General features: G+C 66.9%; 26 protein-coding genes. 16 read left to right on the top strand and 10 right to left on the bottom strand.

All coding sequences use genetic code 11. The features are described 5' to 3' along the window. Positions 1–63: 63 nt before the first annotated feature. Positions 64–1,497 carry an APC family permease gene (locus CG50_RS08540; RefSeq protein WP_036637109.1) on the bottom strand — a complete coding sequence of 478 codons (1,434 nt, stop codon included), beginning with the start codon at positions 1,495–1,497 and terminating at the stop codon, positions 64–66. A 74-nt stretch (positions 1,498–1,571) separates the two neighbouring features. Between CG50_RS08540 and CG50_RS08535 the strand changes: the two genes are divergently transcribed. After that, complete coding sequence (locus tag CG50_RS08535) at positions 1,572–2,669, top strand: AraC family transcriptional regulator (protein ID WP_081880351.1); 1,098 nt, start codon at positions 1,572–1,574, stop codon at positions 2,667–2,669. A 57-nt stretch (positions 2,670–2,726) separates the two neighbouring features. Here the strand turns inward: CG50_RS08535 and CG50_RS08530 are convergent, their stop codons facing one another. Beyond that, the gene (locus CG50_RS08530) at positions 2,727–3,641 is read right to left on the bottom strand and encodes a LysR family transcriptional regulator (RefSeq protein WP_036637104.1); all 915 of its coding nucleotides are present in this window, start codon (positions 3,639–3,641) and stop codon (positions 2,727–2,729) included. A gap of 111 nt (positions 3,642–3,752) precedes the next feature. Between CG50_RS08530 and CG50_RS08525 the strand changes: the two genes are divergently transcribed. The 7 genes from CG50_RS08525 to CG50_RS08495 all read left to right on the top strand — a co-directional run bounded on the left by CG50_RS08525 (position 3,753) and on the right by CG50_RS08495 (position 10,377). Further along, entirely contained in the window at positions 3,753–4,502 is a 750-nt protein-coding gene (locus CG50_RS08525; protein WP_036637101.1) for an SDR family NAD(P)-dependent oxidoreductase, read from the top strand. Next, a complete protein-coding gene (locus CG50_RS08520) occupies positions 4,499–4,756 on the top strand; it encodes a hypothetical protein (protein ID WP_036637098.1) in 258 nt (85 codons plus the stop codon). The genes CG50_RS08525 and CG50_RS08520 overlap by 4 nt, the downstream gene beginning before the upstream one ends. Then, complete coding sequence (locus CG50_RS08515) at positions 4,753–5,046, top strand: DUF924 family protein (protein ID WP_036637096.1); 294 nt, start codon at positions 4,753–4,755, stop codon at positions 5,044–5,046. Before CG50_RS08520 ends, CG50_RS08515 begins: the two co-directional genes overlap by 4 nt. 26 nt (positions 5,047–5,072) lie before the next feature. Continuing rightward, complete coding sequence (locus CG50_RS08510; protein WP_036637092.1) at positions 5,073–6,245, top strand: low temperature requirement protein A; 1,173 nt, start codon at positions 5,073–5,075, stop codon at positions 6,243–6,245. 1 nt (position 6,246) lies between these two features. Beyond that, complete coding sequence (locus CG50_RS08505) at positions 6,247–6,903, top strand: potassium channel family protein (protein ID WP_036637090.1); 657 nt, start codon at positions 6,247–6,249, stop codon at positions 6,901–6,903. A gap of 280 nt (positions 6,904–7,183) precedes the next feature. Then, positions 7,184–8,404 (top strand): efflux RND transporter periplasmic adaptor subunit, encoded by a 1,221-nt coding sequence (locus CG50_RS08500; protein WP_051909753.1) that lies wholly within the window; start codon positions 7,184–7,186, stop codon positions 8,402–8,404. Continuing rightward, positions 8,404–10,377 carry a MacB family efflux pump subunit gene (locus tag CG50_RS08495; RefSeq protein ID WP_036637088.1) on the top strand — a complete coding sequence of 658 codons (1,974 nt, stop codon included), beginning with the start codon at positions 8,404–8,406 and terminating at the stop codon, positions 10,375–10,377. Before CG50_RS08500 ends, CG50_RS08495 begins: the two co-directional genes overlap by 1 nt. A 29-nt stretch (positions 10,378–10,406) precedes the next feature. Here CG50_RS08495 and CG50_RS08490 read toward each other — a convergent pair whose 3' ends face one another. Both CG50_RS08490 and CG50_RS08485 read right to left on the bottom strand, forming a co-directional pair. Continuing rightward, positions 10,407–11,015: a GntR family transcriptional regulator gene (locus tag CG50_RS08490; protein WP_245615650.1), complete on the bottom strand. Its 609-nt coding sequence runs from the start codon at positions 11,013–11,015 to the stop codon at positions 10,407–10,409. Positions 11,016–11,157: 142 nt separating this feature from the next. After that, on the bottom strand, positions 11,158–11,448 hold the full coding sequence (locus tag CG50_RS08485; protein WP_036637084.1) for a DUF1330 domain-containing protein: 291 nt from the start codon (positions 11,446–11,448) through the stop codon (positions 11,158–11,160). Between the two features lie 122 nt (positions 11,449–11,570). Between CG50_RS08485 and CG50_RS08480 the strand changes: the two genes are divergently transcribed. From CG50_RS08480 to CG50_RS17045, 6 genes are all read left to right on the top strand, one after another. Next, positions 11,571–12,173 (top strand): amino acid synthesis family protein, encoded by a 603-nt coding sequence (locus CG50_RS08480; protein WP_036637081.1) that lies wholly within the window; start codon positions 11,571–11,573, stop codon positions 12,171–12,173. After that, positions 12,145–12,942, top strand: coding sequence for an alpha/beta fold hydrolase (locus tag CG50_RS08475; protein WP_036637080.1), 798 nt, complete (start codon positions 12,145–12,147; stop codon positions 12,940–12,942). The genes CG50_RS08480 and CG50_RS08475 overlap by 29 nt, the downstream gene beginning before the upstream one ends. After that, positions 12,939–13,853 carry a flavin reductase family protein gene (locus tag CG50_RS08470; protein ID WP_036637078.1) on the top strand — a complete coding sequence of 305 codons (915 nt, stop codon included), beginning with the start codon at positions 12,939–12,941 and terminating at the stop codon, positions 13,851–13,853. The genes CG50_RS08475 and CG50_RS08470 overlap by 4 nt, the downstream gene beginning before the upstream one ends. Positions 13,854–13,857: 4 nt before the next feature. Further along, on the top strand, positions 13,858–14,895 hold the full coding sequence (locus tag CG50_RS08465) for an LLM class flavin-dependent oxidoreductase (RefSeq protein WP_036637075.1): 1,038 nt from the start codon (positions 13,858–13,860) through the stop codon (positions 14,893–14,895). A gap of 7 nt (positions 14,896–14,902) precedes the next feature. Continuing rightward, positions 14,903–16,369, top strand: a complete 1,467-nt coding sequence (locus CG50_RS08460) for an aldehyde dehydrogenase (RefSeq protein WP_036637072.1) — start codon at positions 14,903–14,905, stop codon at positions 16,367–16,369. A 110-nt stretch (positions 16,370–16,479) separates the two neighbouring features. Further along, positions 16,480–16,641, top strand: a complete 162-nt coding sequence (locus CG50_RS17045; protein ID WP_161785397.1) for a hypothetical protein — start codon at positions 16,480–16,482, stop codon at positions 16,639–16,641. Between the two features lie 103 nt (positions 16,642–16,744). Here CG50_RS17045 and CG50_RS08450 read toward each other — a convergent pair whose 3' ends face one another. The 5 genes from CG50_RS08450 to CG50_RS16220 are packed head-to-tail and all read right to left on the bottom strand — an operon-like array spanning position 16,745 to position 21,004. Next, entirely contained in the window at positions 16,745–17,365 is a 621-nt protein-coding gene (locus tag CG50_RS08450) for a DUF6134 family protein (RefSeq protein WP_036637069.1), read from the bottom strand. A gap of 17 nt (positions 17,366–17,382) precedes the next feature. Then, positions 17,383–18,246 carry a TauD/TfdA family dioxygenase gene (locus CG50_RS08445; RefSeq protein WP_051909751.1) on the bottom strand — a complete coding sequence of 288 codons (864 nt, stop codon included), beginning with the start codon at positions 18,244–18,246 and terminating at the stop codon, positions 17,383–17,385. Positions 18,247–18,261: 15 nt separating this feature from the next. Next, on the bottom strand, positions 18,262–19,062 hold the full coding sequence (locus CG50_RS08440; protein ID WP_051909749.1) for an SDR family NAD(P)-dependent oxidoreductase: 801 nt from the start codon (positions 19,060–19,062) through the stop codon (positions 18,262–18,264). Beyond that, positions 19,059–20,423 (bottom strand): class I adenylate-forming enzyme family protein, encoded by a 1,365-nt coding sequence (locus CG50_RS08435; RefSeq protein WP_051909747.1) that lies wholly within the window; start codon positions 20,421–20,423, stop codon positions 19,059–19,061. Before CG50_RS08435 ends, CG50_RS08440 begins: the two co-directional genes overlap by 4 nt. Then, a complete protein-coding gene (locus tag CG50_RS16220) occupies positions 20,414–21,004 on the bottom strand; it encodes a thermostable hemolysin (protein WP_051909745.1) in 591 nt (196 codons plus the stop codon). Before CG50_RS16220 ends, CG50_RS08435 begins: the two co-directional genes overlap by 10 nt. Positions 21,005–21,613: 609 nt before the next feature. On the opposite strand from CG50_RS16220, the gene CG50_RS08420 reads away from it, so the two are divergent. Further along, positions 21,614–22,303: an outer membrane protein gene (locus CG50_RS08420; protein WP_051909743.1), complete on the top strand. Its 690-nt coding sequence runs from the start codon at positions 21,614–21,616 to the stop codon at positions 22,301–22,303. A gap of 84 nt (positions 22,304–22,387) precedes the next feature. Here CG50_RS08420 and CG50_RS08415 read toward each other — a convergent pair whose 3' ends face one another. Then, on the bottom strand, positions 22,388–22,768 hold the full coding sequence (locus CG50_RS08415; RefSeq protein ID WP_036637197.1) for an RrF2 family transcriptional regulator: 381 nt from the start codon (positions 22,766–22,768) through the stop codon (positions 22,388–22,390). 109 nt (positions 22,769–22,877) lie between these two features. On the opposite strand from CG50_RS08415, the gene hcp reads away from it, so the two are divergent. Beyond that, a complete protein-coding gene (gene hcp, locus CG50_RS08410; protein ID WP_036637065.1) occupies positions 22,878–24,518 on the top strand; it encodes a hydroxylamine reductase in 1,641 nt (546 codons plus the stop codon). Positions 24,519–24,610: the final 92 nt, after the last annotated feature.

Below are 24,610 nucleotides of genomic sequence, written 5' to 3'. Positions count from 1 at the left end.
ATTGCGCGCACCGCTCCGGGCGGAACGCGAGGTGTTTCGTCGGACGGGTCTTCGCCGGCCGGGTCACTCGAAGGTCCGGCCGAGGCGGGCGAACAGCACCGGGCGCGCAGCGCGCAGCCACAGCGCGATCGCCCCGCCGAGAAGGCCGATCCCGATCACCAGCACCGGCAGCGCCATGACGAGGCGGCTGTCGCTGCCGGTCAGCATCGGCAGGTTCGAGCACACGAGCACGAACGCCCCGCTCAGTCCGATCGTCGCCAGTGCCGGCGCGATTGTCGTGGTGAAGGACGGGCGCGCGCCCGGGGCCGAGCGGAAGAAGGCGATCACCGCGACCGAAACCAGCGCCTGAACCGCCAGGATCGCCAGAACCGTCAGCGCCGACATCCAGGAGAACACGACCGTGTAGGCGTCGGCCCCCGAAAGCGCGAAGCCCAGAAGGATCAGCGCCACCAGCACCGCCTGCACCACGCCCGCCACATGGGGCGAGCCGTGCCGCAGATGCACCGCTCCGAGCGCGGCCCAGGCCAGCCCCTCCTTGCCGAGCGTGTAGAAGTAGCGGTTCAGCGTGTTGTGAAACGACAGCAGGCAGGCGAACAGGCTGGTCAGCAGCAGGATGTTCATCAGCCCCACCGCCCAGGGGCCGAGAAGCGTCTCGGCGGCGGCGAAATAGAACCCGTCGAGCGAGGCAGCAGCCGTCTGCTGCACCGTCGAGGGGCCGTAGAACTGCACGATGGCCCAGGTCGAGAACGCGTAGAACAGCGTGATCAGCACCACCGCGACATAGGTGGCGCGGGGAATGGTGCGCTCGGGCTGACGGGCTTCCTCGCCGAAGATCGCGGTCGCCTCGAAGCCGACATAGGAGCCCAGCACGAAGACCAGCGTCGCGCCGAGGCCGGGGGCGAAGACCTGCGCGGGCTCGAAGCCGGCGAAGCTCAGCCCCTCGGCGCCGCCGTGCACGACGATGGCGATGTCGAGAACCAGCAAGATCGCCAGTTCGGCCAACATGCACGCGCCCAGGATGCGCCCCGAGATCGCGATGTTGCGCCGCCCGAACAGCACCACGACGATCAGGGCCAGAGGCGCCCACACCCACCACGGCGCGGCGATCCCGAGCCCTTCCATCGTGCCCGCCATGAACACGCCGAACAGCGCATAGATGCCGATCTGAACCGCGAAATAGGCAAGCAGCGCCATGAACGCCCCGCCGATCCCCACGATCGGGCCGAGCCCGCGCGAGATATAGGCATAGAACGCGCCCGCCCCTTTCACGTGGCGGCTCATCGCGGTGAACCCGACCGAGAACAGCAGATAGAGCAGGCCCGACAGGATGAAGGACCCCGGCACGCCCGCCCCGTTGCCGAAGGCGAAGGCAGGCGGCGTCGCGCCCACCACCGCCGTCATCGGAGCCGCCGCCGCGACGACGAAAAACACGATATGCGCTATGCCGATCGAATTGCCCTGCAGGCGGTTTTCTCCGCCCTGCGACTGATGTGCCATGACCTTCCCCGTTGTGCTTCTTTTCGTTGGATGCACCGACTAACAGAGCGGTCCGGGCGGCGATCTATTGCACAATGCGCCAGTTATCCGATAATATGCGCCAAATCTTCCGTCATGACCGGATCGGGGTCACTTTGTCCGCAACCACGCCTGCGCTGCCGAAAATCCTGTCCATACGGGCGTCAGTTCTTCAGCCGATTTTGGGCCACTTCGCTGAAAACGACGGCACGATACGAAAACTGCTGCGCGCGAACGGGTTGCCGACGACTCGGCCGACGGACCCCTATGCCCCGATTCCCCTGCGCGCCTATCTGGCCTTGTTCGAGCAGGCGGCGGAGGCGGCCGGGGATCCTGTTCTGGGGGCGCGTCTGGGTTTCGCCTGTCGTCCCGGAGACCTGGCCCCCATCGGTCTTCTGGCGATCCAGGCCGGCACGATCCGCGGAGGGATCTCGGCGATGGCGCGGTTCGGTCCGGCGTTGCAGACCGGCACCGCCGTCGCGCTGGAAGACGGCGGGGAGAGGCTGGTGCTCAGCTACCGCATCGTCGCGCCGGGCATCGCGCCCTCGCGGCAGGATGCCGAATTCACGCTGGCCGCGCTGTGCGGACTGGTGCGCACCGCCTTCGATCGGCGCTGGCGGCCGGAGGAGGTGCACTTCCTTCATCCCGCGCACGACCGCCGGGCGCTTCTGGAACGCTGGTTCGGGTGTCCGGTGCTGTTCGGCCAATCCGCCAACCGCATTCTGATGTCGGCCGCCGAGGCCGACCGTCAGCACCGCACCGAGGACCGCGATCTGATCGCCCTGATCGAGCGCCACCTGATGGACATGAGCCTGTCAGACCCCGCGCGCTCGTTGACGGAGCAGGTCGACGCGCTGATCTCGCGCCGTCTCGGGTTGCAGCCCATCGACCTGCTTTCGGTCGCCGCGGCACTGGAGATGTCGCCGCGCAGCCTGCAGCGGCAGCTTGCGACCGAGGGCACGTCGCTCAGCGGTCTCGTTCAGCGATGCCGGCGGCAGATGGCCGAGAAGATGTTGCACGCGGGCACGCAGCCGATCGAGGCGATTGCCGCCGCCCTTGGCTACGCGGACGGAACGGCGTTCTGGCGCGCCTACCGGGGCTGGACGGGCCACGCCCCCTCGGTCCGCGCGCGCGCTCGTCCTGACGCACCCTGAGCCAGGCGCAATCGGGTCCGGAGCGCTCCGGGCCCGGAATGGAGGTCGCGCAAACCGTCACGCCTCCGGCGCCACGAACCCCTCTGAGCGCAGCAAATCGGCGATCCACTCCATGAAGACCCGCAGGCGCGGCGCAAGATAGCGTCTGCGGGGGTAGAGGATCGAGATCGGCACCGGGGCCGGGCGAAAACCGGCCAGAACCTCGACCAGCCGACCGGCAGCGAGATCGCCGTTGACGTCATGAGCGGGCACCTGAATCAGCCCATGTCCCGCCAGTGCCCCGGCGACATAGCTTTCCGCATTGTCGACGCAAAGATGGCTCTGCATCGGGACGGCGATCGGCCGGCCGTTTTCGGTCCCGTCCCACTCGGCGGATGTTGCCGGCATCCGCAGCGCATAGTTGACCAGCAGATGCGCGCCGAGGTCCCCGGGATGCTCCGGTCGCCCATGTCGGGCAAGATATCCGGCGCTGGCACAGGTCAGCATCGACACGACGCCGATCTTGCGGCAGATCAGTTCGCTGTCCCCGAGTTCGGCCATCCTCACCACCGCGTCGATCCCTTCCGAAACGAGGTCGACCATCCGGTCCGTGGCACTGAGGTCGAGCGTCACCGCGGGAAAGCGCTCGCGGAAGGTCTCCAGATGCGGGATCACCAGGCACCGCGCCATCCGGCTGGGCATGTCGATGCGCAGCCGGCCCGAAATCTCCTCGGGGCGATGGCGGAACTGTCCCTCGGCCATGGCCATGGCGTCGATCAGCTCGCGCGCCGTCTCGACGAATTGCAGACCTTCCTGCGTCGGGCGCACCACGCGCGTCGTGCGTTGCAGCAGTTGCACGCCGAGACGATCTTCAAGCGCCTGCACCGTGGCCGAGACCGTCGAACGCGGCAGACCGAGTGCCTCGGCCGCACGGGTGAAATTGCCGCTTTCCACGACCCGGACGTAAACGTGCATCTGTTGAATTCGGTCCATGAGAATTGTTCGCAAATTCTGGTAAATGATGTCAAGTGTCGCAGGTTTATCCGGCTGGCCTGCACAGGCTATGGTCCTCTCGACGGAAGCGGACTTCGCAGGAGAGCCGGATTGACACTTGCACTTGTAACGGGCGCCAGCCGGGGGCTGGGCCGTGACATGGCCCTTGCCCTCGCCGGGGCGGGAACCGACGTCGTGCTGAGCTACCTCGGCAATCGCGACAAGGCAGATGCGGTGGTCGCCGAGATCAGGGCCATGGGCCGGCAGGCCGCCGCGCTGCAACTCGATGTGACCGACAGTGCGGGCTATGACAGTTTCATCGCCACGCTCGGGGCGGTGATCGCGGGCCTCGGTGCGGACCGGCTCGACTATCTGGTGAACAACGCGGGCGTCGGTATCAATGTCCCCTTCGCCGAGACCACCGAGGCGCAGTTCGACCAGATGGTTGCAACGCATCTCAGGCCTGCCTTCGTTCTGACGCAGAAGCTTCTTCCGTTGCTGCGCGACGGGGGTGGGGTGGTGAACATCTCGACCGGACTCGCGCGGTTCGCGCTGCCGGGATATGCGGCCTATGCCGCGGTGAAGGGCGGGGTCGAGGTGCTGACCCGCTATCAGGCGAAGGAGCTGGGTGCGCGCGGCATCCGGGTGAATGCGGTGGCCCCCGGTGCGATCGAGACCGATTTCGGCGGGGGCGCGGTGCGCGACAATGCCCAGATCAACGCCTTCATCGCGGGGCAGACGGCACTTGGCCGGGCCGGACGTCCCGACGATATCGGATCGGTGGTGGCGTTCCTGTGCTCGGAGGGTGCGAAATGGGTCAATGGCCAGAGAATTGAAGTATCCGGCGGTATGTTCCTGTGAGCCATACCCTGGCGGTCATTCTCGGCGGTCTGGTTCTGATGGCCGCGCTCTTCGGTCTCGGGGTCTGGCGCGGGATTCCGCTTGTCCGGATCGTGCCGGTGTTCGCCGGACTCTGGGCATTGGCGGCGGCGGTCAATCTGTGGGTTGGCGTCGCCCATGCGGGATATGCGCTGCGCGAGGAGGTGCCGGTCTTCGCGCTGGTTTTCGCCCTGCCTGTGGCGCTTGCCTGGCTGATCGCGCGGCGCTTCGGATGAATGAGGGGCGGATCTGCCGGGGTATCGGCCGGTGGCGCGCGCGTCCGGATGAGGCGGGCGGTCTCGATGGCGGGCAGGACACAGCCGAGGGCTGCCTCGCGCTCGCGATCCTGCCCGATCGGTATCAGCGCAACGCCTTTCGCGGCACTCGCCGGATGTATGATAGCGATGCCCGGGCCGGGCGCCATCGCGACATCATCGCCCGCTTTGCGCATCGTCTGCCGATCCCGGGCACGCCTCTGACCCCCGACGAGACCCATTATTTGGCCGGTGGCGGATTCCGGGGATGATACCGCGTTCCAGTCAGGAGAAGTCCATGCCCCGTCTTCTGTCCCGCCTCGTTCCGCCGCGTGCCCTGCGCGATCTCTCGCCGGATCAGACCCCTCGTGTGACCACGATGGAGCTGTTCTTCGATCTGGTCTACGTCTTCACCATCGTGCAGCTGTCGCATTACCTTCTGGACCATGCGAGCGGGCTCGGGGCGCTGGAATTCGCCACGCTCTTCGCCGCGGTCTGGTGGGCGTGGAATTATACCGCATGGGCGGCGAACTGGCTCGACCCGGACCATCCCGGCGGGCGTGTGCTGATGATCGTGCTGATGGGCTGCGCGCTTGTGATGGCAGTGGCGGCGCCGCAGGCCTTCGCACAACGCGCGGGTCTTTTCGCGCTGGCTTATGTCGCGATGGCGCTGATCCGGGCGGGCTACATGGCACTTGTCTTCCGCGGGCAGGCGATGGGGCGCAACTATGCCCAGCTCGGCGGCTGGAGTGCGATTTCAGGCCTGTTCTGGATTGCCGGCGCGCTGGTGCCGGACATGCGACTGACGCTGTGGGTTCTGGCCGTTCTGATCGACTATGCCGCGCCCTATATCGGTTTCTGGCTGCCGGGCCTCGGCGCCACGCCGATGGCGAGCTGGCCGCTGAAGGGGTTGCATCTGTTCGAACGCAACCAGCTCATCTTCATCATCGCGCTTGGCGAGTCGATCCTGCTGCTCGGCGGCTATCTGGTCGGCCATGAGATTCACCCCGATACCGCGCTGGCCGCGACGGTCGGCTTCCTGCTGATCGTGACGATCTGGTGGGTCTGTTTCGTCGATCTCTCGGGGCCGGGAGAACACCGCTTCGCACATGAGACCGACCATGCCAGCCTGGCGCGCGCAGGCCTTGCCTATGCACATGGCATCGCCGTGTGCGGCGCCATCGTCACCGCCGTGGCGATCGAGATGATCGTGGCCCATCCGCATGACCCGGCCCATGCCGAAACCGCCGTTGTCGCCTTTTCGGGCCCGTCGCTTTTCCTGTTCGGGTGCACGATCTTTCATCGGGTCATCGCCGGGCGTCTGCGCGTGCTCTATCCCGTCGCGGTGGCGGCACTTGCCGTCTGGGCAGGTGGGGCGCTGACCCTGCATCTGAGCGGCCTTGCCCTCGGGGCCGGCATTCTGGCCATCATGATCGCGATGGCCGCCCTCGGGCACCGGAGGGCCGGCTGAGATGGCGGCGCGCTTCTCTGCCGCGCGCAACCGGGTGCGGGCGAACGGCCTTTTGCTTGGCGCGATCGTGATCCACAATCTCACTTATCCGCTCTCGGGCGCAGGGATGCCGTGGCCGGCGCTGTTTTACGCGTTCTATGCCTCGATCTTCGTGTTCGGAACCTGGGCACTGAGCGGATCTGGCGGGCTGCGGGCGGGCATGGCCGGCATCGGGCTGGCGGTCCTGGCCGCCGGTCTGGCGAATTCGTGCGACCCGGGCCCCGCAGCGGCGCTGGCGGTCTATCTCAGTTCGATCCTCTATCACCTCGGGATGGTTGTCGTTCTGGTGCGATACACCTTCTCGGGGCGGCAGGTGATGACCGATGTTCTGTTGGCGGCGACCTCGCTCTATCTGGTGATCGGCTCGGGCTTCGCGGCGCTTCTGGGCCTCATCGAATGGGCGGCGCCGGGATCGTTCGTGGCCGGTTCGGGCGTGCCGGTCGGCTGGCAACAGTTGCTGTATTTCAGCTATGTCACGATGACCACCGTCGGCTATGGCGACATTACCCCGGTGGGGTTCTATGCGCAGTCCGTCGCCGCATTCGAAGCGATCGGCGGCACGCTCTATTCGGTGCTGCTGTTGTCGCGGCTGGTCGGGTTGCACGCCAGCCGCGAATAAGCCCGCGATCCCGATGAAAAATCGTGCGGGCCCCGACGGAACCGGGGCCTTTGCCCGTTGAACCCCTCAGCTGTAAGTTGCGTGCCGGCGCCGCGCCGGTCCGGTCCGAGGCGCAGATACAGAGCGCTTGCGGTCCGCGGCGGAAATCGCTGCGGCTGCCGCCGCGAACGAGGCGAAGGGGCGACGTTGCAGATCGCGACGGGTGCCGGCGCCGCCTGTCGTGCGCAGAGCGGGCAAAGGGTGTTTGAGCAATGACGAAAATGACGTATCGGATTTGGGCATGACGGTCTTCGCGTCGAGGTTTCGCTGGGGGGCGATCGGGATCGCGGCCGTCTGTCTCGTGGCTCTTGCGGGTTATGTCCTGTATCGCGGCAAGCTGGGCGCATCGCCGCAGAGCGGGTATCTCACGGCCACGGTGACCCGGGGGTCTGTCGAAAGCAGCGTTCTGGCCACCGGGACACTGAAACCGCACCGCTGGGTGGCGGTCGGTGCTCAGGTGTCGGGCCGGATCGAGAAGCTCAACGTGAAGCTCGGCGATACCGTGAAAGCCGGCGATCTGATCGCCCAGATCGACCCCTCGACCCAGACGAACGATCTGCGCAGCGCCGAGGCCGCGCTCGCGGACGTTCAGGCTCAGCTGGCCGAGCAACGGATCAACCTCGGCTATTACGAAGGGGTTCTTCAGCGCGAACAAAAGACCTATGCCGCCCATGGCAGCGCGAAGTCCGACCTCGATGCCGCTCAAAACGATGTCGACGTGACCCGGCTGAAGATCGACTCTCTGGGGGCGCAGGTCACGAAGGCACAGGTGGATGTCGACAACGCCAAGGTCGACCTCGGATATACCCGGATCACGGCGCCGATCGACGGAACGATCATCGCGGTGGTGAGTCAGGAGGGACAGACGGTCAACGCCGTTCAGTCGACGCCGACAATCGTCGTTGTCGCGCAACTCGACGTCATGACCGTCCGCGCCGAAATCTCGGAAGCCGATGTCGTGAGTGTGAAGCCGGGGCAGAAAGCCTGGTTCACCATCGTCGGGGATCGGCAGAACCGGTATGAGGCGAAGCTCGGTTTCGTCGAACCCGCGCCGGAAGACGTCGAGAAGGATTCCGCGCTCACATCGTCGAGTTCGTCCTCCACCTCGTCGTCCAGCAGCAGCGACACGGCCATCTATTATATCGGCACTTTCGATATCGCGAATGCCGACGGGCGGTTGCTGACCTACATGACGGCGGAGGTGCATTTCATCGTCGCCAGCGTCACGGATGTCCTCACGGTTCCGGTGGCCGCCCTTTCGGACCCGGACGAATCCGGTGGCCGCACGGTCAGGGTTCTCGGACAGGACGGCACGGTCTCGGTTCGTGCGGTCCGGCTCGGCGCGAGCGACAAGTCGACCGCGGAGGTGGTCTCGGGACTGTCGGAAGGGGAGAAGGTCGTTCTGGGAGATACGGCCGCCATCTCGTCTGCCCCGAAAAGAATGCCGCCGATGGGGATGTGATGGACGCCGTGATCGAGCTGAGAGGAATTGGGCGCTGCTATCCCTCCGGGGCCGGACAGACCTGGGTGTTGCAGGACATCGACCTGACGATCGGTCAGGGCGAGATGGTGGCGATCGTCGGGGCATCGGGCTCCGGCAAGTCCACCCTGATGAACATCATCGGTTGCCTCGACCGCGCAAGCGCCGGCAGCTTCCGGCTTTACGGCAAGGATGTCGCCGCCTTTCAGGCCGACGAACTCGCCGCTTATCGCCGCGAGCATTTCGGGTTCATCTTCCAGCGCTATCATCTGCTCGCCGAGCTGACGGCGGCCGGAAACGTGGAAGTTCCGGCCATTTATGCCGGAACACCGCGTGAGGAGCGACATCGCAGGGCCGTGGAGCTTCTCGTGCGGCTCGGCCTCGACGAAAGAACCGACCACCGGCCGGGGCAGCTTTCGGGCGGGCAACAGCAGCGTGTCTCGATCGCCCGGGCGCTGATGAACGGCGGCGAGATCATCCTGGCCGACGAGCCTACCGGCGCTCTCGACAGTCACAGCGGCGAAGAGGTTCTGAACATCCTTCGCGAACTACATGCCGAGGGCAGGACCGTCATCATCGTCACGCATGACATGTCCGTCGCACGCAAGGCCCAGAGGATCATCGAAATCCGCGATGGCCATGTCGTCGCGGACAAGCCGAATCCCGATTTCATGCCGATGGCGCCACCGCCTCCGGCCGCCGCGGCGAAGACTGCGCCAGAGAGTGCGGCGCAACGCCCGATGGGCCGCCTGAGCATGACCCAGGACCGCATTCGCGAAGCATTCTTCATGGCCTTGCGCTCGATGAACGCGCACCGTCTGAGAACGCTTCTGACGATGCTCGGCATCATCATCGGGATCGCCTCCGTCGTCTGCGTCGTGGCGCTCGGTGCGGGATCGCGCAAGACGGTGCTGGCGAATATCTCCAGTCTTGGCACCAATACGCTTGAGATATTCGCCGGGACAAGTTTCGGCGATACCCGGTCGGGCAAGATCACGACGCTTGTCTCCGACGATGCCGACGCGCTGGCGAAGCAGCCCTATGTCGCGGCGGTGACGCCGACGGTCTCGACCTCGGGCGTGGTGCGGTTCGCAAACAAGGAGGCCAACGCCCTCGTGAATGGCGTCGGTGTCCGGTATTTCGACGTCAGGGGAACGAAGCTTGCATCCGGCCGGTTCTTCGATCAGGCGGCGGTCGACAATTATGCGCAGGATGTGGTGATCGACGAGAACACGCGCAAATCGCTGTTCGGCAACGGGATCGACCCGCTTGGCAAGGTCATCATGGTCGGGAGCGTGGCACTCCAGGTCATCGGTGTCACGCAAACCCAGCAGGGCGGCTTCGGAGCGAGCAGCAACCTTCAGCTCTATCTGCCCTACACCACGGTCGAGGTCCGTTTCCTCGGCAATACCGCGTTGCGTTCCGTCAACGTGCGGGTGGCGGACGATGTCGATCCCTCGCTGGCTGAACAGGCTTTGACGCGGCTGTTGATCCTGCGCCACGGAACGAAGGACTTCTTCATCCTGAATACCGACGATATTCGCCAGACGATCACGTCGACCACCGAAACCATGACCCTGCTGATCGCGGCGATTGCCATCATCTCACTGGTGGTCGGGGGCATCGGCGTGATGAACATCATGCTGGTGACGGTTTCCGAACGGGTGGGCGAGATCGGCGTGCGCATGGCCGTCGGGGCCCGGCAGGGCGATATCCTCATCCAGTTCCTGCTCGAAGCCGTCCTCGTTTGCCTTTTCGGAGGTGTCATCGGCGTGCTGATCGCTCTCGGAGCGGGCCCGATCCTGGGTCTGTTTCAGCAAAAATACACGTTCGTCTATTCCGTGACGTCGATTGTCTACGCTTTCCTCAGTTCGACGGCCATCGGTGTCGTCTTCGGCTATCTGCCCGCGCGCAGCGCCTCGAAGCTCGATCCGGTTGTGGCCTTGTCGAGATAGCGGAGTCGCACCCGGCCGGGTGCGCTGGCTCAGCTATTCGCTTCGAGTTGATGGCGGGCGATTTCCGACGCTTCGTCAAGGTGTTCCCGGACCGCGGCCGCAGCCGCGGCGGGATCGTTCGCCGTGATCGCCTCACAGATCGCCTTCATCCGGGCGAAGCCGGAACGGTGCCGGTCGGCGGTCGACAGGGTCATGCCCCGCAGCCGGCTGATTCGTCCATTCAGCCTGTTGACGACATCCCAGGCGACATCGTGACCTGCGGCCGAGAAGATGCAGTGGTAGAATTCCAGCGAGGCTTCGAAAAGCGTGTTCTGCGACGTGCTTTCGTAAGCGGCTTCAAGCGCCGACAGGGCGGAGCGGAGTGCCGCCTTGATCGTGTCGTCGGCGACGCGCGCGCAATCCGCGGCCGCATCGGCCTCGAGCAACTGGCGGATCCGGTAAATCTGCCGGGCCTGAGGCCAGTCGAGCCGCGCGACGACCGGCCCGCGATTGTTCCTGAACTCTATCAGCCCCTCGGCTTCCAGATACCGCAGGGTTTCGCGCACCACGGTTCTCGATACGCCCAGCTGATCGCACAGTGTGCGCTCGACCAGACGTTCGCCGGGCTTGAAGTATCCGCTGAGAATGGCATCGCGCATCTTGCCCGTCACGATGGCGCGCAGCGTCTTGGGGGGCTGGCTGATCCGCAGGTCCGTGGACGTGAATTCCTCCATCAGGTGCTTGCCCTCGCATGATCCTTCGCCGAGGGCCCTTGGTATCTGATCTGACGGCAGTATTCAATCAACCGGCCAGTCCCTCGACCAGCACGATGCGGACCATGGCGGCGCCTTCGCGCTTTTGGCGCGCGGCCGCATAATGCGGCGAGGCATAGCACGCCCGTGCGGCCTCGAACGTCGGGAATTCAACGATCACGTGGCGTTCGTCCGGCGGGCCCTCGACGGTTTCGGAGTGGCCGCCGCGCGCCAGAAAGCGCCCGCCATGGGCCTCGAACACACCCTGAGCCGCACGCTGGTAGGCCGCGTAGGCAAGCGGATCGGTGACGGTGACATGGGCGATCCGGAAAACAGGCATCACATCCTCTGTGCTTATATTTGTGGCGTTCTTTCGGAAACGGCGCGGCGACGGCCAAAACCGTTTGACTGATGGTATTATGGTATACCAAAACTCGACTTGAGTATGAAGAGGATTCGAGAATGCTTACCTCCCTGCGCAAGACGCTTCTCCACATCGAGACGACCTATATCGAAGGCGGCAAGGCCGCGCCGGTGCCGCTGAAGCTGATCGCGGCGGCGGCGGTGCTGAAGAACCCTTGGGCCGGGCGCGGCTTCGTCGAGGATCTGAAGCCCGAGATCCACGCCGTGGCGCCCGAACTCGGCAAGCTGCTGACCGACATGGTGATCGAGGCGGCCGGCGGCGGCGACAAGGTCGAGGGTTACGGCAAGGCGGCGGTGGTCGGCCTAGACGGCGAGGTCGAACATGCCTCGGCGCTGATCCACACGCTGCGCTTCGGCAATTTCTACCGAGATGCGGTGGGCGCGAAGAGCTACCTGTCGTTTTGCAACACCCGCGGCGGGGCCGATGCGCCGGTCATGATACCGCTGATGGACAAGAATGACGCCGGCCGCCGCTCGCATTACCTGACGATCCAGTTCTCGATCCCGGATGCGCCGGCGGCGGACGAGATCGTCGTGGCGCTCGGCGCCTCGATCGGCGGGCGTCCGCATCACCGCATCGGCGACCGCTATCAGGATCTGAAGGAACTGGGCCATGATGTCGAAAACCCTGCCGGCCTCTGACGGCAGCCGCTTCGGGCTGATCGAGGCCGGCGAGGGCCCGCCGCTGGTGCTGTTCCACGGCGTCGGGCTGTGTGCCGAGGCCTGGGAGCCGCAGATCGCGGCGTTTGCGACCGATCACCGGGTGCTGGCGGTCGATCTGCCGGGCCACGGGCACAGCGATGTGCTGCCCGGCGCGCCGATGCTGCCCGATTACGTGCGGTGGGCGTCGGGGGTGATCGGGGCGCTTGGCGTCGCGCCGGCCGCGGTCGCGGGGCATTCGATGGGTGCGCTGATCGCCATGGGGCTGGCGGTCGAGTTCCCGGATCTGGTCGAGCGGGTCTGCCTGCTCAACCCGGTCCATCGCCGCGCCCCCGAGGCGCGCGAAGCGGTCCTCGCCCGTGCCCGCGATCTGGCCGAGCGCGGCGGCGATCCCGAGGCGCCGCTCGCGCGCTGGTTCCTGCCCGGCGAGGCGCCGGACGCCCGTGCCAAGGTCGCGCATTGGCTGCGCACGGTGAACCCGGAGGGCTATGCCCGCACCTATGCCGCCTTCGCCGCGGGCGATGCGGTCTATGCCGGGCGGCTGCAGGAGGTGCGCTGCCCGATGCTGGTGCTGACCAGCGAGTTCGATCACAATTCGAGCCCGGCGATGACGCAGGAAATCGCCCGCGCCACCCCCGGTGCGCGCGCCGTGGTGATCCCGGCCGAACGGCACATGGTGACGCTCACCGCGCCCGCGGCCGTCAATGCCGAGATGCGCCAGTGGCTGGAAGACCGGAGGAAAGCGGCATGAGCCTCGACGATATCCGCCTGTTGCGCGACGCTTTCGGCTGTTTCATGACCGGGGTCACCGTGGTCACGACGGTGGCCGAAGACGGCACGCCCATCGGCTTCACCGCGAATTCGTTCTCCTCGGTGTCGCTCGATCCGCCGCTGCTGCTGGTCTCGGTGTCGAACCGCTCGGCGAGCCTCGACCATTTCACCAGGGGGCGGGGCTTTGCGGTCAACATCCTGTCCGAGGGGCAGAAGGCGCTCTCGAACACCTTCGCCCGGCCGAGCGAGGATCGTTTCGACGGCATCGACTGGTCGGCGGGGCCTTATGGGGCGCCGGTTCTGTCGGGCGCCTCGGCCTGGTTCGATTGCAGCCTCGAACGCGCCATCGAGGCGGGCGATCACACTATCTTGCTGGGTCGGGTCGAGGGGTTCGAGGCCGGCACCGCGCCGGGTCTGGGCTATTACCGCGGCGCCTACATGACCCCCGCGATCACCGCGCTGAGCGCCGAGGCCGGCCCGCGCGTCGTCATCACCGCGATCATCGAGAACGAGGGCCGCGTCTACATGACCGACGACGGCACCGGCGGCATCCAGCTGCCGGAGATCCGGGTGGATCGTTCGGGCGCGCGCGCGGCACTTTCGAAGCTGATCGCTGAAACCGGCACCACGGCCGAGCCGGGCCTCGTCTACGCGATCTATGACGACAACGGGCGCGGGTTGCAGTTCATCGCGCATCTGTGCCCGGCGCGCGACACCAGATGCACCCGCGGCGCCTTCGTCTCGCTCGACGAGACCGCGCTCGGCGACGTCACCGATCCGGCCCAGCACAGTATGCTCGCGCGCTTCGCCGCGGAATACCGGATGGGCAATTTCGGGCAATATGCCGGCTCGCACGAAGCCGGGGACATTCTTTCCTTTGCACGGGGGTGACGAGATGAAGTTCTCGCTGTTCATACATATGGAGCGGGTCAATCCCGACGAGGATCAGCAGCAGCTTTACGAAGAGATGATGGAGCTGTGTCGCATCGCCGACGAGGGTGGGATGCACGCCATCTGGTCGGGCGAGCATCATGCGATGAACTTCACCATCGCGCCGAACCCGTTCCTGACGCTGGTCGATCTGGCGCGGCGCACGAAGAACGTGCGCCTCGGCACCGGCACGGTGATGGCGCCGCTGTGGCACCCGATCCGTCTGGCGGGCGAGGCGGCGATGGCCGACATCATGACCGGCGGGCGGCTGGAAATCGGCGTGGCGCGCGGCGCCTACATGTTCGAATACGAACGGATGATGCCCGGCCTCGACGCCTGGACCGGCGGGCAGATGATGCGCGAGCTGATCCCCGCGGTCGAGAAGCTGTGGCAAGGCGATTACACCCATGACGGCGCGTTCTGGAAATTCCCGAAATCGACCTCGGCGCCCTTGCCGGTGCAACAGCCGCATCCGCCGATCTGGGTGGCTGCGCGCGATCCGAACAGCCACGAATTCGCGGTCTCGCATGGCTACAACGTGCAGGTCACGCCGCTGCATCTGGACGATGAGGAAGTCGAGACCCTGATGGGCCGTTTCACCGCCGCCTGCGAGAAATTCCCCGAGGTGCCGCGCCCGAAGATCATGCTGCTGCGTCACACCTATGTCGCTGCGGACGAGGCCGATGCCCGGCTCGGCGCGGTCGAGGTGAACCGGTTCTACAATTACTTCGGCGCCTGGTTCAAAAACGAGCGCGAGATCTCGATGGGGCTGATCGCGCCGCTGACCGAGGAGGAGATCGCCGCCCATCCGTTCTACAGCCCCGAGGCGATGCGCGCGAACAACGTGATCGGCCCGGTCTCCGAGGTGATCGAACGGCTGAAGCGTTACGAGGAGATGGGCTATGACGAATATTCGTTCTGGATTGACACCGGCATGTCGTTCGAGCGCAAGAAGGCCTCGCTCGAACGGTTCATCCGCGACGTGATGCCGGCTTTCGCGTGAGGGGATGATGGAACAGTTCGACCTGTATATCGACGGGGCGTTTCATCCGGGCGCCGCGCGTTTCGACAGCCGCGATCCCGCGACGGATGCGCCATGGGCCTCGATCGCCGAGGCCCGCGCGGCCGAGGTCGACCTCGCGGTCCGCGCGGCGCGGCGTGCTTTCGAGACCGGGGCCTGGCCCGCGATGACCGCTTCGGCGCGCGGCAAGCTGTTGCTGCGCCTCGCCGATCTGGTGCAGGAGGCCGCGCCCGAGCTCGCCCGGATCGAGACCCGCGACACCGGCAAGATCATCCGCGAGACCTCGGCCCAGATCGCCTATGTGGCGGAGTATTACCGCTATTACGCCGGTCTTGCCGACAAGATCGAGGGCGCGCATCTGCCGATCGACAAGCCCGACATGGAGGTCTGGTTGCGCCGCGAGCCGATCGGCGTGGTCGCCGCGATCGTGCCGTGGAACAGCCAGTTGTTCCTCAGCGCGGTGAAGCTCGGCCCGGCGCTCGCGGCAGGCTGCACGGTGGTGCTGAAGGCGTCCGAGGACGGGCCGGCGCCGCTGCTGGCCTTCGCGAAGCTGATCGAGCGGGCGGGCTTTCCGCCGGGCGTGGTCAACGTCATCACCGGTTTCGGGCCGGAGTGCGGCGCGGTGCTGACCGCGCATCCCGGCATCGACCACATCGCCTTCACCGGCGGGCCGGAGACGGCGCGTCACGTCGTGCGCGGTTCGGCCGAGAACCTCGCCTCGACCTCGCTGGAACTCGGTGGCAAGTCGCCGTTCATCGTGTTCGAGGATGCCGATCTCGACAGCGCGGTGAATGCGCAGATCGCCGGGATCTTCGCCGCGACCGGGCAAAGCTGCGTCGCGGGCTCGCGCCTTGTGGTGCATGAACCGATCCGGGAACGGATGCTCGCGACGCTGGCCGAGCGTGCCGCCCGCATCGCCATCGGCGCGCCTTGCGAGATGGAGACCGAGATCGGCCCGCTGTGCACCCGCCACCAGCGCGACCGGCTGCACGCCATCGTCGCGGCCTCGGTCGCCGCGGGGGCGAAGCTGATCTGCGGCGGCGTCGTGCCGGAGGGGCCGGGCAACTACTACCCGCCGACCGTCCTCGACTGCACCGATGTGCCCGACGCGCCCTGCGTGAAGGAGGAGATGTTCGGCCCGGTCCTCGCCGTTACCGCCTTTCGCGACGAGGCCGATGCGATCCGCATCGCCAACGATACCGCCTACGGTCTCGCCTCGGGCGTGTTCACCCGCGATCTGACGCGGGCTCATCGGATGATCCGGGCGATCCGGGCGGGTATCGTCTGGGTCAACACCTATCGCGCGGTCTCGCCCATCGCGCCGTTCGGCGGGCACGGGCTGTCGGGTCATGGCCGCGAGGGCGGTCTGGCGGCGGCGCTCGATTACACCACGGTCAAGACCGTCTGGCTGAGAACCTCGGACGCGCCGATCCCGGACCCGTTCGTGATGCGCTAGGCCGAAAGGCCTGACGCCCTTTCTAAGGCACCCCCTAATCCCCGTCGCGGCGCCGCCGGACGGGAGAGATGCAACATGGCGCGAAACCGGCACAACAGCGGCGCTTCACGATGACCGTTCTGAAACGGACGGCAGCGCTGATCGCGCCGGCCGTGCAGCCCCTTGCTATCCAGCCGGTGCTGGCCGACATGGTCTTCACCCGCTGGGGCGACACCACCCAGGACGCCCAGACCGGGGCCTGGCCGGAACGATCCGGTGCGGCGATGTGCTGAGCCTGTTCTGGGAGGCGGCGGCGCCTCATGCCCTCGTAGGGCAGCCGGCTTCCGCCTGAAGCCGCCACGCTCTCGCCGATGCGGGAGCGTGGCCGATCGGTGCTCAGTGCAGGTCGTATTCGACCTCGGAACCGTCGTCGGCCTTCAGCGTCACCTTCAGAAGCTCGCCGTCCATCCCGTACCACAGATCGCGCGCGAGTTCCCCCGAGGTCCGGTAATGTGTGGCATGTTGCTGGCTGCCGCCCACGCTCACCATCTCCTCGCCGATCTTCTGGACCGGGAGCTTCATCGCATGGCCGTCGATGGTGTTCATCACGGTGCCGGCGCGCACGGTGGCGGGGTTCCACAGGCTGGCCGGAACCAGACCGTTTCCGGCCATGCTGATGTCATGCGGCTTGCCGTTGTCGTCGGTCTTCGAGGCGATGGAGACGAGTGTCTCGCCCTTCCAGCTTTCGGTGCTCTTCTGGTGGAAGCGATAGGCCTCGACCCGCACGACCGGCAGCTTGACGCTGATGTCGGTGCTCAGCTCGACGCTCAGCGCGTCGCCGTTCGGATGGAAGCGGATCGTCTCTGTGCCGATCTTGTCGCCCTTGCGGATCACGTCATAGGAGAGCGTGCCGCTCGCCGGAATGCCCGAGGGCAGGGCCGCGCTCGCGACCATCGGCGCGCCGAGCGTCAGCGCGAGGGTCAGGGCCGCAAGGCGGCGCGAGGTCAGATGTTTCATGTGCAGTCTCCTCGGTTTCAGATCGAACCCATGCCGATGAACAGCGTGCGCGCGGCATCGACGATGGCGCGGCGCCCGTGCATCACGCGGGTGTTGTCGAGAACGGCGATGTCGCCGTCCTGCCAGTTGATTTCGGTGGTGACCGCCTCGGCGCGTTCGCGCAGGGCCTCGATTTCGGCCTCGGTCACGGCCGAGCCGTCGGCCAGGGTGTAGCGGGGCGGCTCGTAATTGTGCGACGGGCCGAGCACGGCATTCGCGAAGGCCGGACGCGGGTCGCCGAAGACCGAGCGGCGCACCGGCATGACCTGCAACCGATAGGTGAGCGATCCGTCCTCGTGCAGCTCGAAGCTCTGTCCCGGAACGGCCGCCTGGAATTGCAGGACGTGCTCCATCCGCACCTCCTCGGGGCGCGAGATCGCCGGATGTTCGTTCGCCAGATAGCGCTTCCACAGGGGTTCGGGCAGGCGCCGTTCGACCGTCATCGGCTGCGACCAGCGGATCTTGTCGGCCTCGGGCAGGCTGTCGTGCAGCGCCACGCCATCGCAGATCGTGGTCTGCGAGCCCTCGAAGGCCGCGCGTTCGGCGAAGAAGGTGACGAGATCGGGGCAGCGCGGGGTATTGCCGTTCTCGATATGCAGCCCGATCCGGCCGAGGCCGGCATCGACCATCTGGGTGCGCTCGGTGGTGTGGCTGCGCGCCGGGTCGAAGGTGACGCGCCGGCACATCCGCCCCACCAGCTCGCCAAAGCCCGCCATGTCCGGATCGAAGCCGCGCAGCAGCGTCCAGCCATCGCGGCCGAGATCGTCCATGATCCGCGGCACCAGCGCGTCATCGGTCAGCCCGCCGGCGAAATCCGCCCGGCGAAGGATATTGTAAGGCATTGAAATTCCTTTCGTTCAGTCTCGCCGCGTCGCGGCGTTCACCACCTTCGGATCGGCGGCGAGTTTCGTCAGCGCACGGTCGATCAGCCCCGGACACAGCCGTTGCAGGGCGACGAAGAACCGCTCGGCGCTTTTGGGATACTGGCTGCGGGCGCGGCGGCCGATCGCCTGCCAGGCGCGGGCGGCGACGGCCTCGGGGGTGTCGAGCTTCATGCCCATCGGTCCGACCAGCGCGCCGAAATTGTCCGCCGCCCCGGTTTTCGTGCCGCGCGGTGCGAGATAGGTCACTGCGATGCCTTTCGGGGCGAGTTCGCGCCGCATCGCCTCGGAAAACCCGCGCATGGCGAATTTGCTGGTGGAATAGAGGCCGAAGAACGGGAAGGCGATGTCGCCGAACACCGATCCGACATTGACCACCTGCCCGTGCCGTTCGGCCAGGAAGGGCAGCAACTCGCGGCTCAGCGCGATGGGGGCGATCACGTTGGTGCGGATCAGCTGCTCCAGCTCGGCATCGCCCACGGCCGAGATCGGCCCCGAAGCGACGCTTCCGGCGTTGTTGATCAGGATGTCGAGACCGCCCGCGAGTGCCACCGCCGCGACGATGGCGGCGCGTCCCTCGGCGGTGGCGATGTCCGCGCTCAGGCACAGCGTGTCGGGCCGGGCCAGCAGATCCGCGGTGTCCTGGAGCGGACCCGGCCGGCGACCGACGAGGATCAGCCGGTGACCGTGCCGGGACGCTTCCTGGGCGAGGGCGCGGCCGATGCCGGATCCGGCGCCGGTGATCAGAACGATGCTGTCCTTCAGGGGTTCGGTCATGCTGTCGGCACCTCCTGCCGTGCCGCGCCGCTGCCCGAAACGGCCTGCAGCGCGACCTTGCGGTCTGCGGTGCCCGAGGGCCGGATCAGCCCGGGCGTTCTCGGGTCCAGCACGGCGATCCGTTCGGGGCGCGCGTAATCGGGCAACGTCGCGAGCCTGCGGCCGAGTGCATCGCTGTCGAACGGGGCTCCGGGCGCGAGGGCCAGCACCAGCCGGTCATCGCTGCACACGAGGGCGGCCGCGAGGATCGCCGGATCGGCGAGCGCCTCGGCCTCCACCCATTCCGGCGAGACCTTGCGCCCGTTCGCCAGCACGATCAGCGCATCCTTGCGCCCCTCGATCCACAGCCGGCCGTTCTCGATCCGGCCGAGATCGCCGGTGGCCCAGGGGCCGGTCTGCGCCTCGCGGCCGAGATAGCCCGCCATCACCGTCGGACCCGAGACCACGACCTCGCCTTCCACGATATCGACCCGGACACCGTCGAGAATCCGCCCGGCGCTGCCGTCGAGCGCATCGCCCGGACGCGAGAGCGCGACCACCGAGCAGGCCTCGGACAGCCCGTAGCCCGGATGGGCCGGAATGCCGAAGCTGCGCGCCTCGGCCATCAGCTTTTGCGCGGTCGGCGCACCGCCCACCGCGACGTGGCGCAGGCTCGACGGGATGGGTGCCCCGGCGCGTGCCGCCGCGACCCAAAGCGCGAGCTGGCGCGGCGCCAGAACGGTCACCGTCGGCTGTGCCGCCATCGCGGCCCGGGCGAAGGCCGCGGTGTCACCCTTGCCCCAAAGAAGTGCCTGCCCCTCGGGGCACAGGATCGTCTCCGCCCCGGCGAGAACGGGCAGCAGGATGCCGCAGATCTGTTCCAGAAGCTGCGACAGCGGCAGCACCGAGAGGTAGCGATCGGTCGGTCCGGGCTGCAGTGCCCCGGCGAGGGCCCCGACCGAGGCCATGATCTGCCCGGCCCCCAGCACGACGCCCTTCGGCGTTCCCGTGGTGCCCGAGGTGAAGATCACCCGGTCAGAGCGGCCGGAGGCGTCCGGAACCGGGCCTTTGCCCTCGGGCAGACGGGTGACCAGCGCGGCGCCTGACAGGTTCAGCAGATGCGCGACCTGCCCCTGAGAGAAGAAGGCGGGAACCGGCACGATCCGGCAGCCGGCCTGCATGGCGGCAAGCTCGGCCACCACCGCATCAAGCCCGTCGAGGCGCAGCCCGACGCAATGCGGCCCGGCCGCGAAGCCCGCCGCGGCGCGCGCGACCATGCGGGCAAGCTCCGCCCAGCTCAGCCGCCGGTCCGCGAGGCGGAGCGCGGTCGCCTCGGGGCGTTCGGTGGCGTGGCGCTTCAGCGCGTCGAATATCAGCGACATGGACAGATCTCCGTGAAACGGTGCAGCGCCCGCGGCGGCAGGAAGGCCAGCGGGCGGCGGAAGTCGGGAAGGGCGCAGACCCAGGGGTCCGTCTCGTAGTAGGTGCCCCAGCGATCCGGCCGGTCGATCCGGTCGCTGCGCGCAGGCGTCAGGCGCTGCAGCGGCACCCCGGTGCGGGTCAGCAGCCGGAACAACGGCGTCGTCGCGGTGAATACGGCGCAGCGCTTGCCCATCCGGCGCCCGGCCTCGGTGATCGCCTCGATCAGCGGCAGGACGGCAAGCGGCGCCGAAGACGCGAGCGAGACCACCTCCACGATGTCGTTGCGCTCGACAGCGGCGCCGAACGCGTCGCTCAGCGCCGTCTCGATCGGTTGATCGAGGTAGATTTCCGAAAAGAAGCCGTCCTCGCTGATCCGTAGGCCGGCCGCGGCGATCGGTGCGCCGTCGCCATTGCGGGCGGCGATCATCGGCACCTGAGCGGGCTGGATGTCGGCGCCGAAGACACGACGGAATTCATCGCGGATATAGGTCTCGATCTCGGTCCGGCGCGGATCGAAGACCGGATAGCACTCGATTTTCATCGTGCGGTCCGCCTGTCTTTGGAGCCCCTGGCCCTCGGGAATGAATGTTGCAAATCAGCACCACATTGGAGATTTCTTCGCCAGATACTGTTTTATTCCTTACGCTTTCCTGACGGGTCCATCCGGGGCAGCTTCACAGCTCCGTGACGGTTTCCGGAGCGGGACGGGGCGGCGACCGGGAGGTGCGGGTTTGCGGGACCCGCGCCGGCGCGTGATGCGCAACGCCCCGGAATTCGTCAGGAATCCGTAATCTTGCGCGGCCATGCAAGGCCCTGCGCCGCGAGGCCGCTGGTCGTATTCCCTGTCGCGAGGAGGCAGATTCAGCCTGCATCGACGGTGCCCCCCTTGGGGGTGATTCGTTTTCGGGACGTCGGTTTCGCGGCTCGCTTCGGGGTTTCGACACCGCAGCGCGGCCGTTGCCGCGCCTGAAACTGCGGCAATGCCGCCGGCTCTTCACCGGGCCGAGACATGAAGACCTCCCCCGCGCGGGGGGGGGGGATTCGCACGCCGGGGGAAGCCGGGCGGGCCTGCGGCCGGGTGGAGATCCCGGATCTGGCCGGTCCCGACGCCCGGCTTTCTGATGATCACGAACTTTCGAGAGGACATCTCATGATGAAAATCCTGCTGATCGCCACGGGTGCCGTCAGCCTGGCGGGGTTGGCCCATGCGGGCGGCTTCACCACTCCGGTCGTCGAGGCTGCGCCGGTTCAGCCTGCCGACACCGCCTCTGTGCCGGACTGGTCCGGCGCCTATGCCGGCGGCAATCTGAATTACGGCGCGGGAAAGGCGGTCGCGACGGGCGATTTCGGCAAGAGCCTGGCGGCCGATGGTCTCAACCGCAACCTCGCCAAGCCCGATGGCGGCGCATTGGGCCTGCGCGCGGGCTATGACTGGCAGTTCGGTCGGGTCGTCGCCGGTCTGGGCGGCGAATACAGTCTGGGCCAGTACAAGAGCGGCCTCGCCGGGGTCTACAAGGGCGAATATCCGGGCGCCGAGGTCAAGTTCGGCAACGTCGCGACGGTCTACACCCGCGCCGGCTATGCCTTCGCGGACAACTGGATGGCTTATGGCCTGCTGGGATACAGCCGGGCCGATGGCAAGGCGTCCGGCTATGGCGGCAGCGACAGCAAGACGCTCGACGGTCTGACGATGGGCCTCGGAGTTGCCTATGCCTTCGACCGGAACTGGTCGGCCTATGGCGAATATACCTATACCGATTTCGGCACGATCGCGGGGCCGTCCGGCGACGTCAAGGCAGAGCTCAAGCAGTTTCAGGTCGGTCTGAACTATCGGTTCTGATACCGGGCAGAGCGCGTGCGGCGACGATCCGCGCCCCGCACTTGTCATGAGCCATGACACCCGCCCGGGCGATCCGGGCGGGTGTCAGATCACATCTTCGAGCGTCTGCTCGTCCAGCACCCGATAAAACGCCTGCATCGCCCGGCCGAGGTGGCGTGGCAACTTGCAGCGTGGCGCCAGAAGGCATTCGCTGCAGCGCACGATCTCGGATTGCGGCTCCATCGCGCGCACCACGTCGCCGATCCGGATCTCGGCGGCCGGCCGCGCCAGACTGACCCCGCCGCCGCGGCCCCGGGTCGTGGCGATGAACCCGGCATGGGCCAGCGCATTGGCGATCTTCATCAGGTAGGGCTGGGGAACCGCCTGATCTTGCGCCACCTGCGCGATGGTCATCTGCGCCCCCGGCTCGGCCGCGAGCTGAACGAGCAGCCGGATCGCGAGGTCAGTGTGACGGCTGAGCTGCATGGAACATCCTCTGAAACGTCATGGGGCGCGATGGAGATTGATATACGTCAAGGAATCGCCCCGGCGTGCAAGATAAGTAGACTTCAAATATCCACTTTGGAGCGAAGCCATGTATTGCGTGCAATGTGAACAGTCGAAAAAGGGTGGCTGTGCCGTGAAAATCGGCACCTGCGGCAAGACCGCCGAGGTTGCCGAGATGCAGGACGTGCTGCTGCGCGTGATGCAGGGCGTGTCGGTCTATGCCGACCGCGCGGCGCGGGTGGGTGCGCGCGATGCGGCCGTCGACGCCTTCGTGCCTCATGCCTGGTTCACCACGCTGACCAACGTGAACTTCGATCCGACGCGGTTCGTGACGCTGATCGGGCAGGCGCTCGACATCCGCGACAAGGCGCGCGCGCTGGCCGAGGCGGCGGGCGCCGATCTGTCGGATCTGCCCGAGGCGGCGACCTGGACGCCGGGCCGCACCGCGGACGACATCGCCGCGGCCGCGCCCTTCGCCGGCATCCACCGCTTCATGGACCGCGACGGTCCGACCGTGGTCGGCCTGCGCAATCTGGTTCTCTACGGTCTGAAGGGCACCGCCGCCTATTCCGAGCACGCCCGCGTGCTGGGCAAGGAAGAGGCCTCGATCAGCGCCGAATTCCACCGCATCGCGGCCTTCCTCGCTACCGACCCGACCGGGGTCGACGCGCTGCTGACCGAATCCCTCGCCATCGGCGCGCTGAACTTCCGGGTGATGGAGCTGCTCGACGCCGCCAACACCGGCCGTTTCGGCCATCCCGAAGTCACCATGACCCGCATCAGCCCGGTCGCGGGCAAGGCGATCCTGGTCTCGGGCCACGACATGGGCGATCTCGAGGCGATCTTGCAGCAGACCGCGGGCAAGGGGATCAACGTCTATACGCATGGTGAGTTGCTGCCGGCGAATGCCTATCCCGGGTTCAAGGCCTATCCGCACCTCGTTGGCAATTATGGCGGCGCCTGGCAAGACCAGATGCAGGAATTCGCAGCCTTTCCGGGGGCGATCGTCGTCACCTCGAACTGCCTCATCAACCCCGAGCTGAAGGGCTACGCGGATCGCATCTTCACCTCCGGCCCGGTGGGCTGGAAGGGTCTGGTGCATATCGAGAACCACGACTTCTCGCCGGTGATCGCCGCGGCGCTGGCGCAGCCCGGCTTCGCCGAGGACGCCGAGGAAAAGCGTATCCCGACGGGCTTCGCGCGCAACACCGTTATGGGCGTGGCCGATACGCTTCTGGGCATGATCCGCGAGGGCGATGTCAAGAACCTGTTCCTGATCGGCGGGTGCGACGGCGCGCGGATGGGGCGCAACTACTTCCACGATCTGGCGGTCGCCACGCCGAAGGACAGCCTGATCCTGACGCTCGGTTGCGGCAAGTACCGCTTCAACCGCGAGGATCTGGGCGACATCAAGGGCGTGCCGCGGGTTCTCGACGTGGGGCAGTGCAACGATGCCTTCTCGGCCATTCAGGTCGCGGTCGCGGTGGCGGGCGCACTTGGCTGCGGGGTCAACGATCTGCCGCTGCATTACGCGATCAGCTGGTTCGAGCAGAAGGCGACCGCGGTCTTGCTGACCATGCTGCACCTCGGTCTGAAGAAGATCTACCTCGGCCCGACGCTGCCGCAGTTCCTGACGCCCGAAGTGCTGGCGGTGCTGGTCGATAAGTTCGACATCCGCCCGACGGGCGACGCACAGCAAGACCTCGCGCAGATGCTCGCGGTCGCCTGAGCCCCGGCCGTTCGCTCAGCCCGCCCCACCCGTCGCGGCGTGGGGCGGGTTTCGGCCGCCGGTGTGGCGGAAATCGTTGCGCCCGGCCGCTT

Origin of the sequence: Paenirhodobacter enshiensis (genome assembly GCF_000740785.1) — a bacterium.
Taxonomy (GTDB): Bacteria; Pseudomonadota; Alphaproteobacteria; order Rhodobacterales; family Rhodobacteraceae; genus Rhodobacter; species Rhodobacter enshiensis.
Note: the sequence above shows the minus strand (reverse complement) of the source record. Positions and strands in the feature narration are given on the sequence as shown.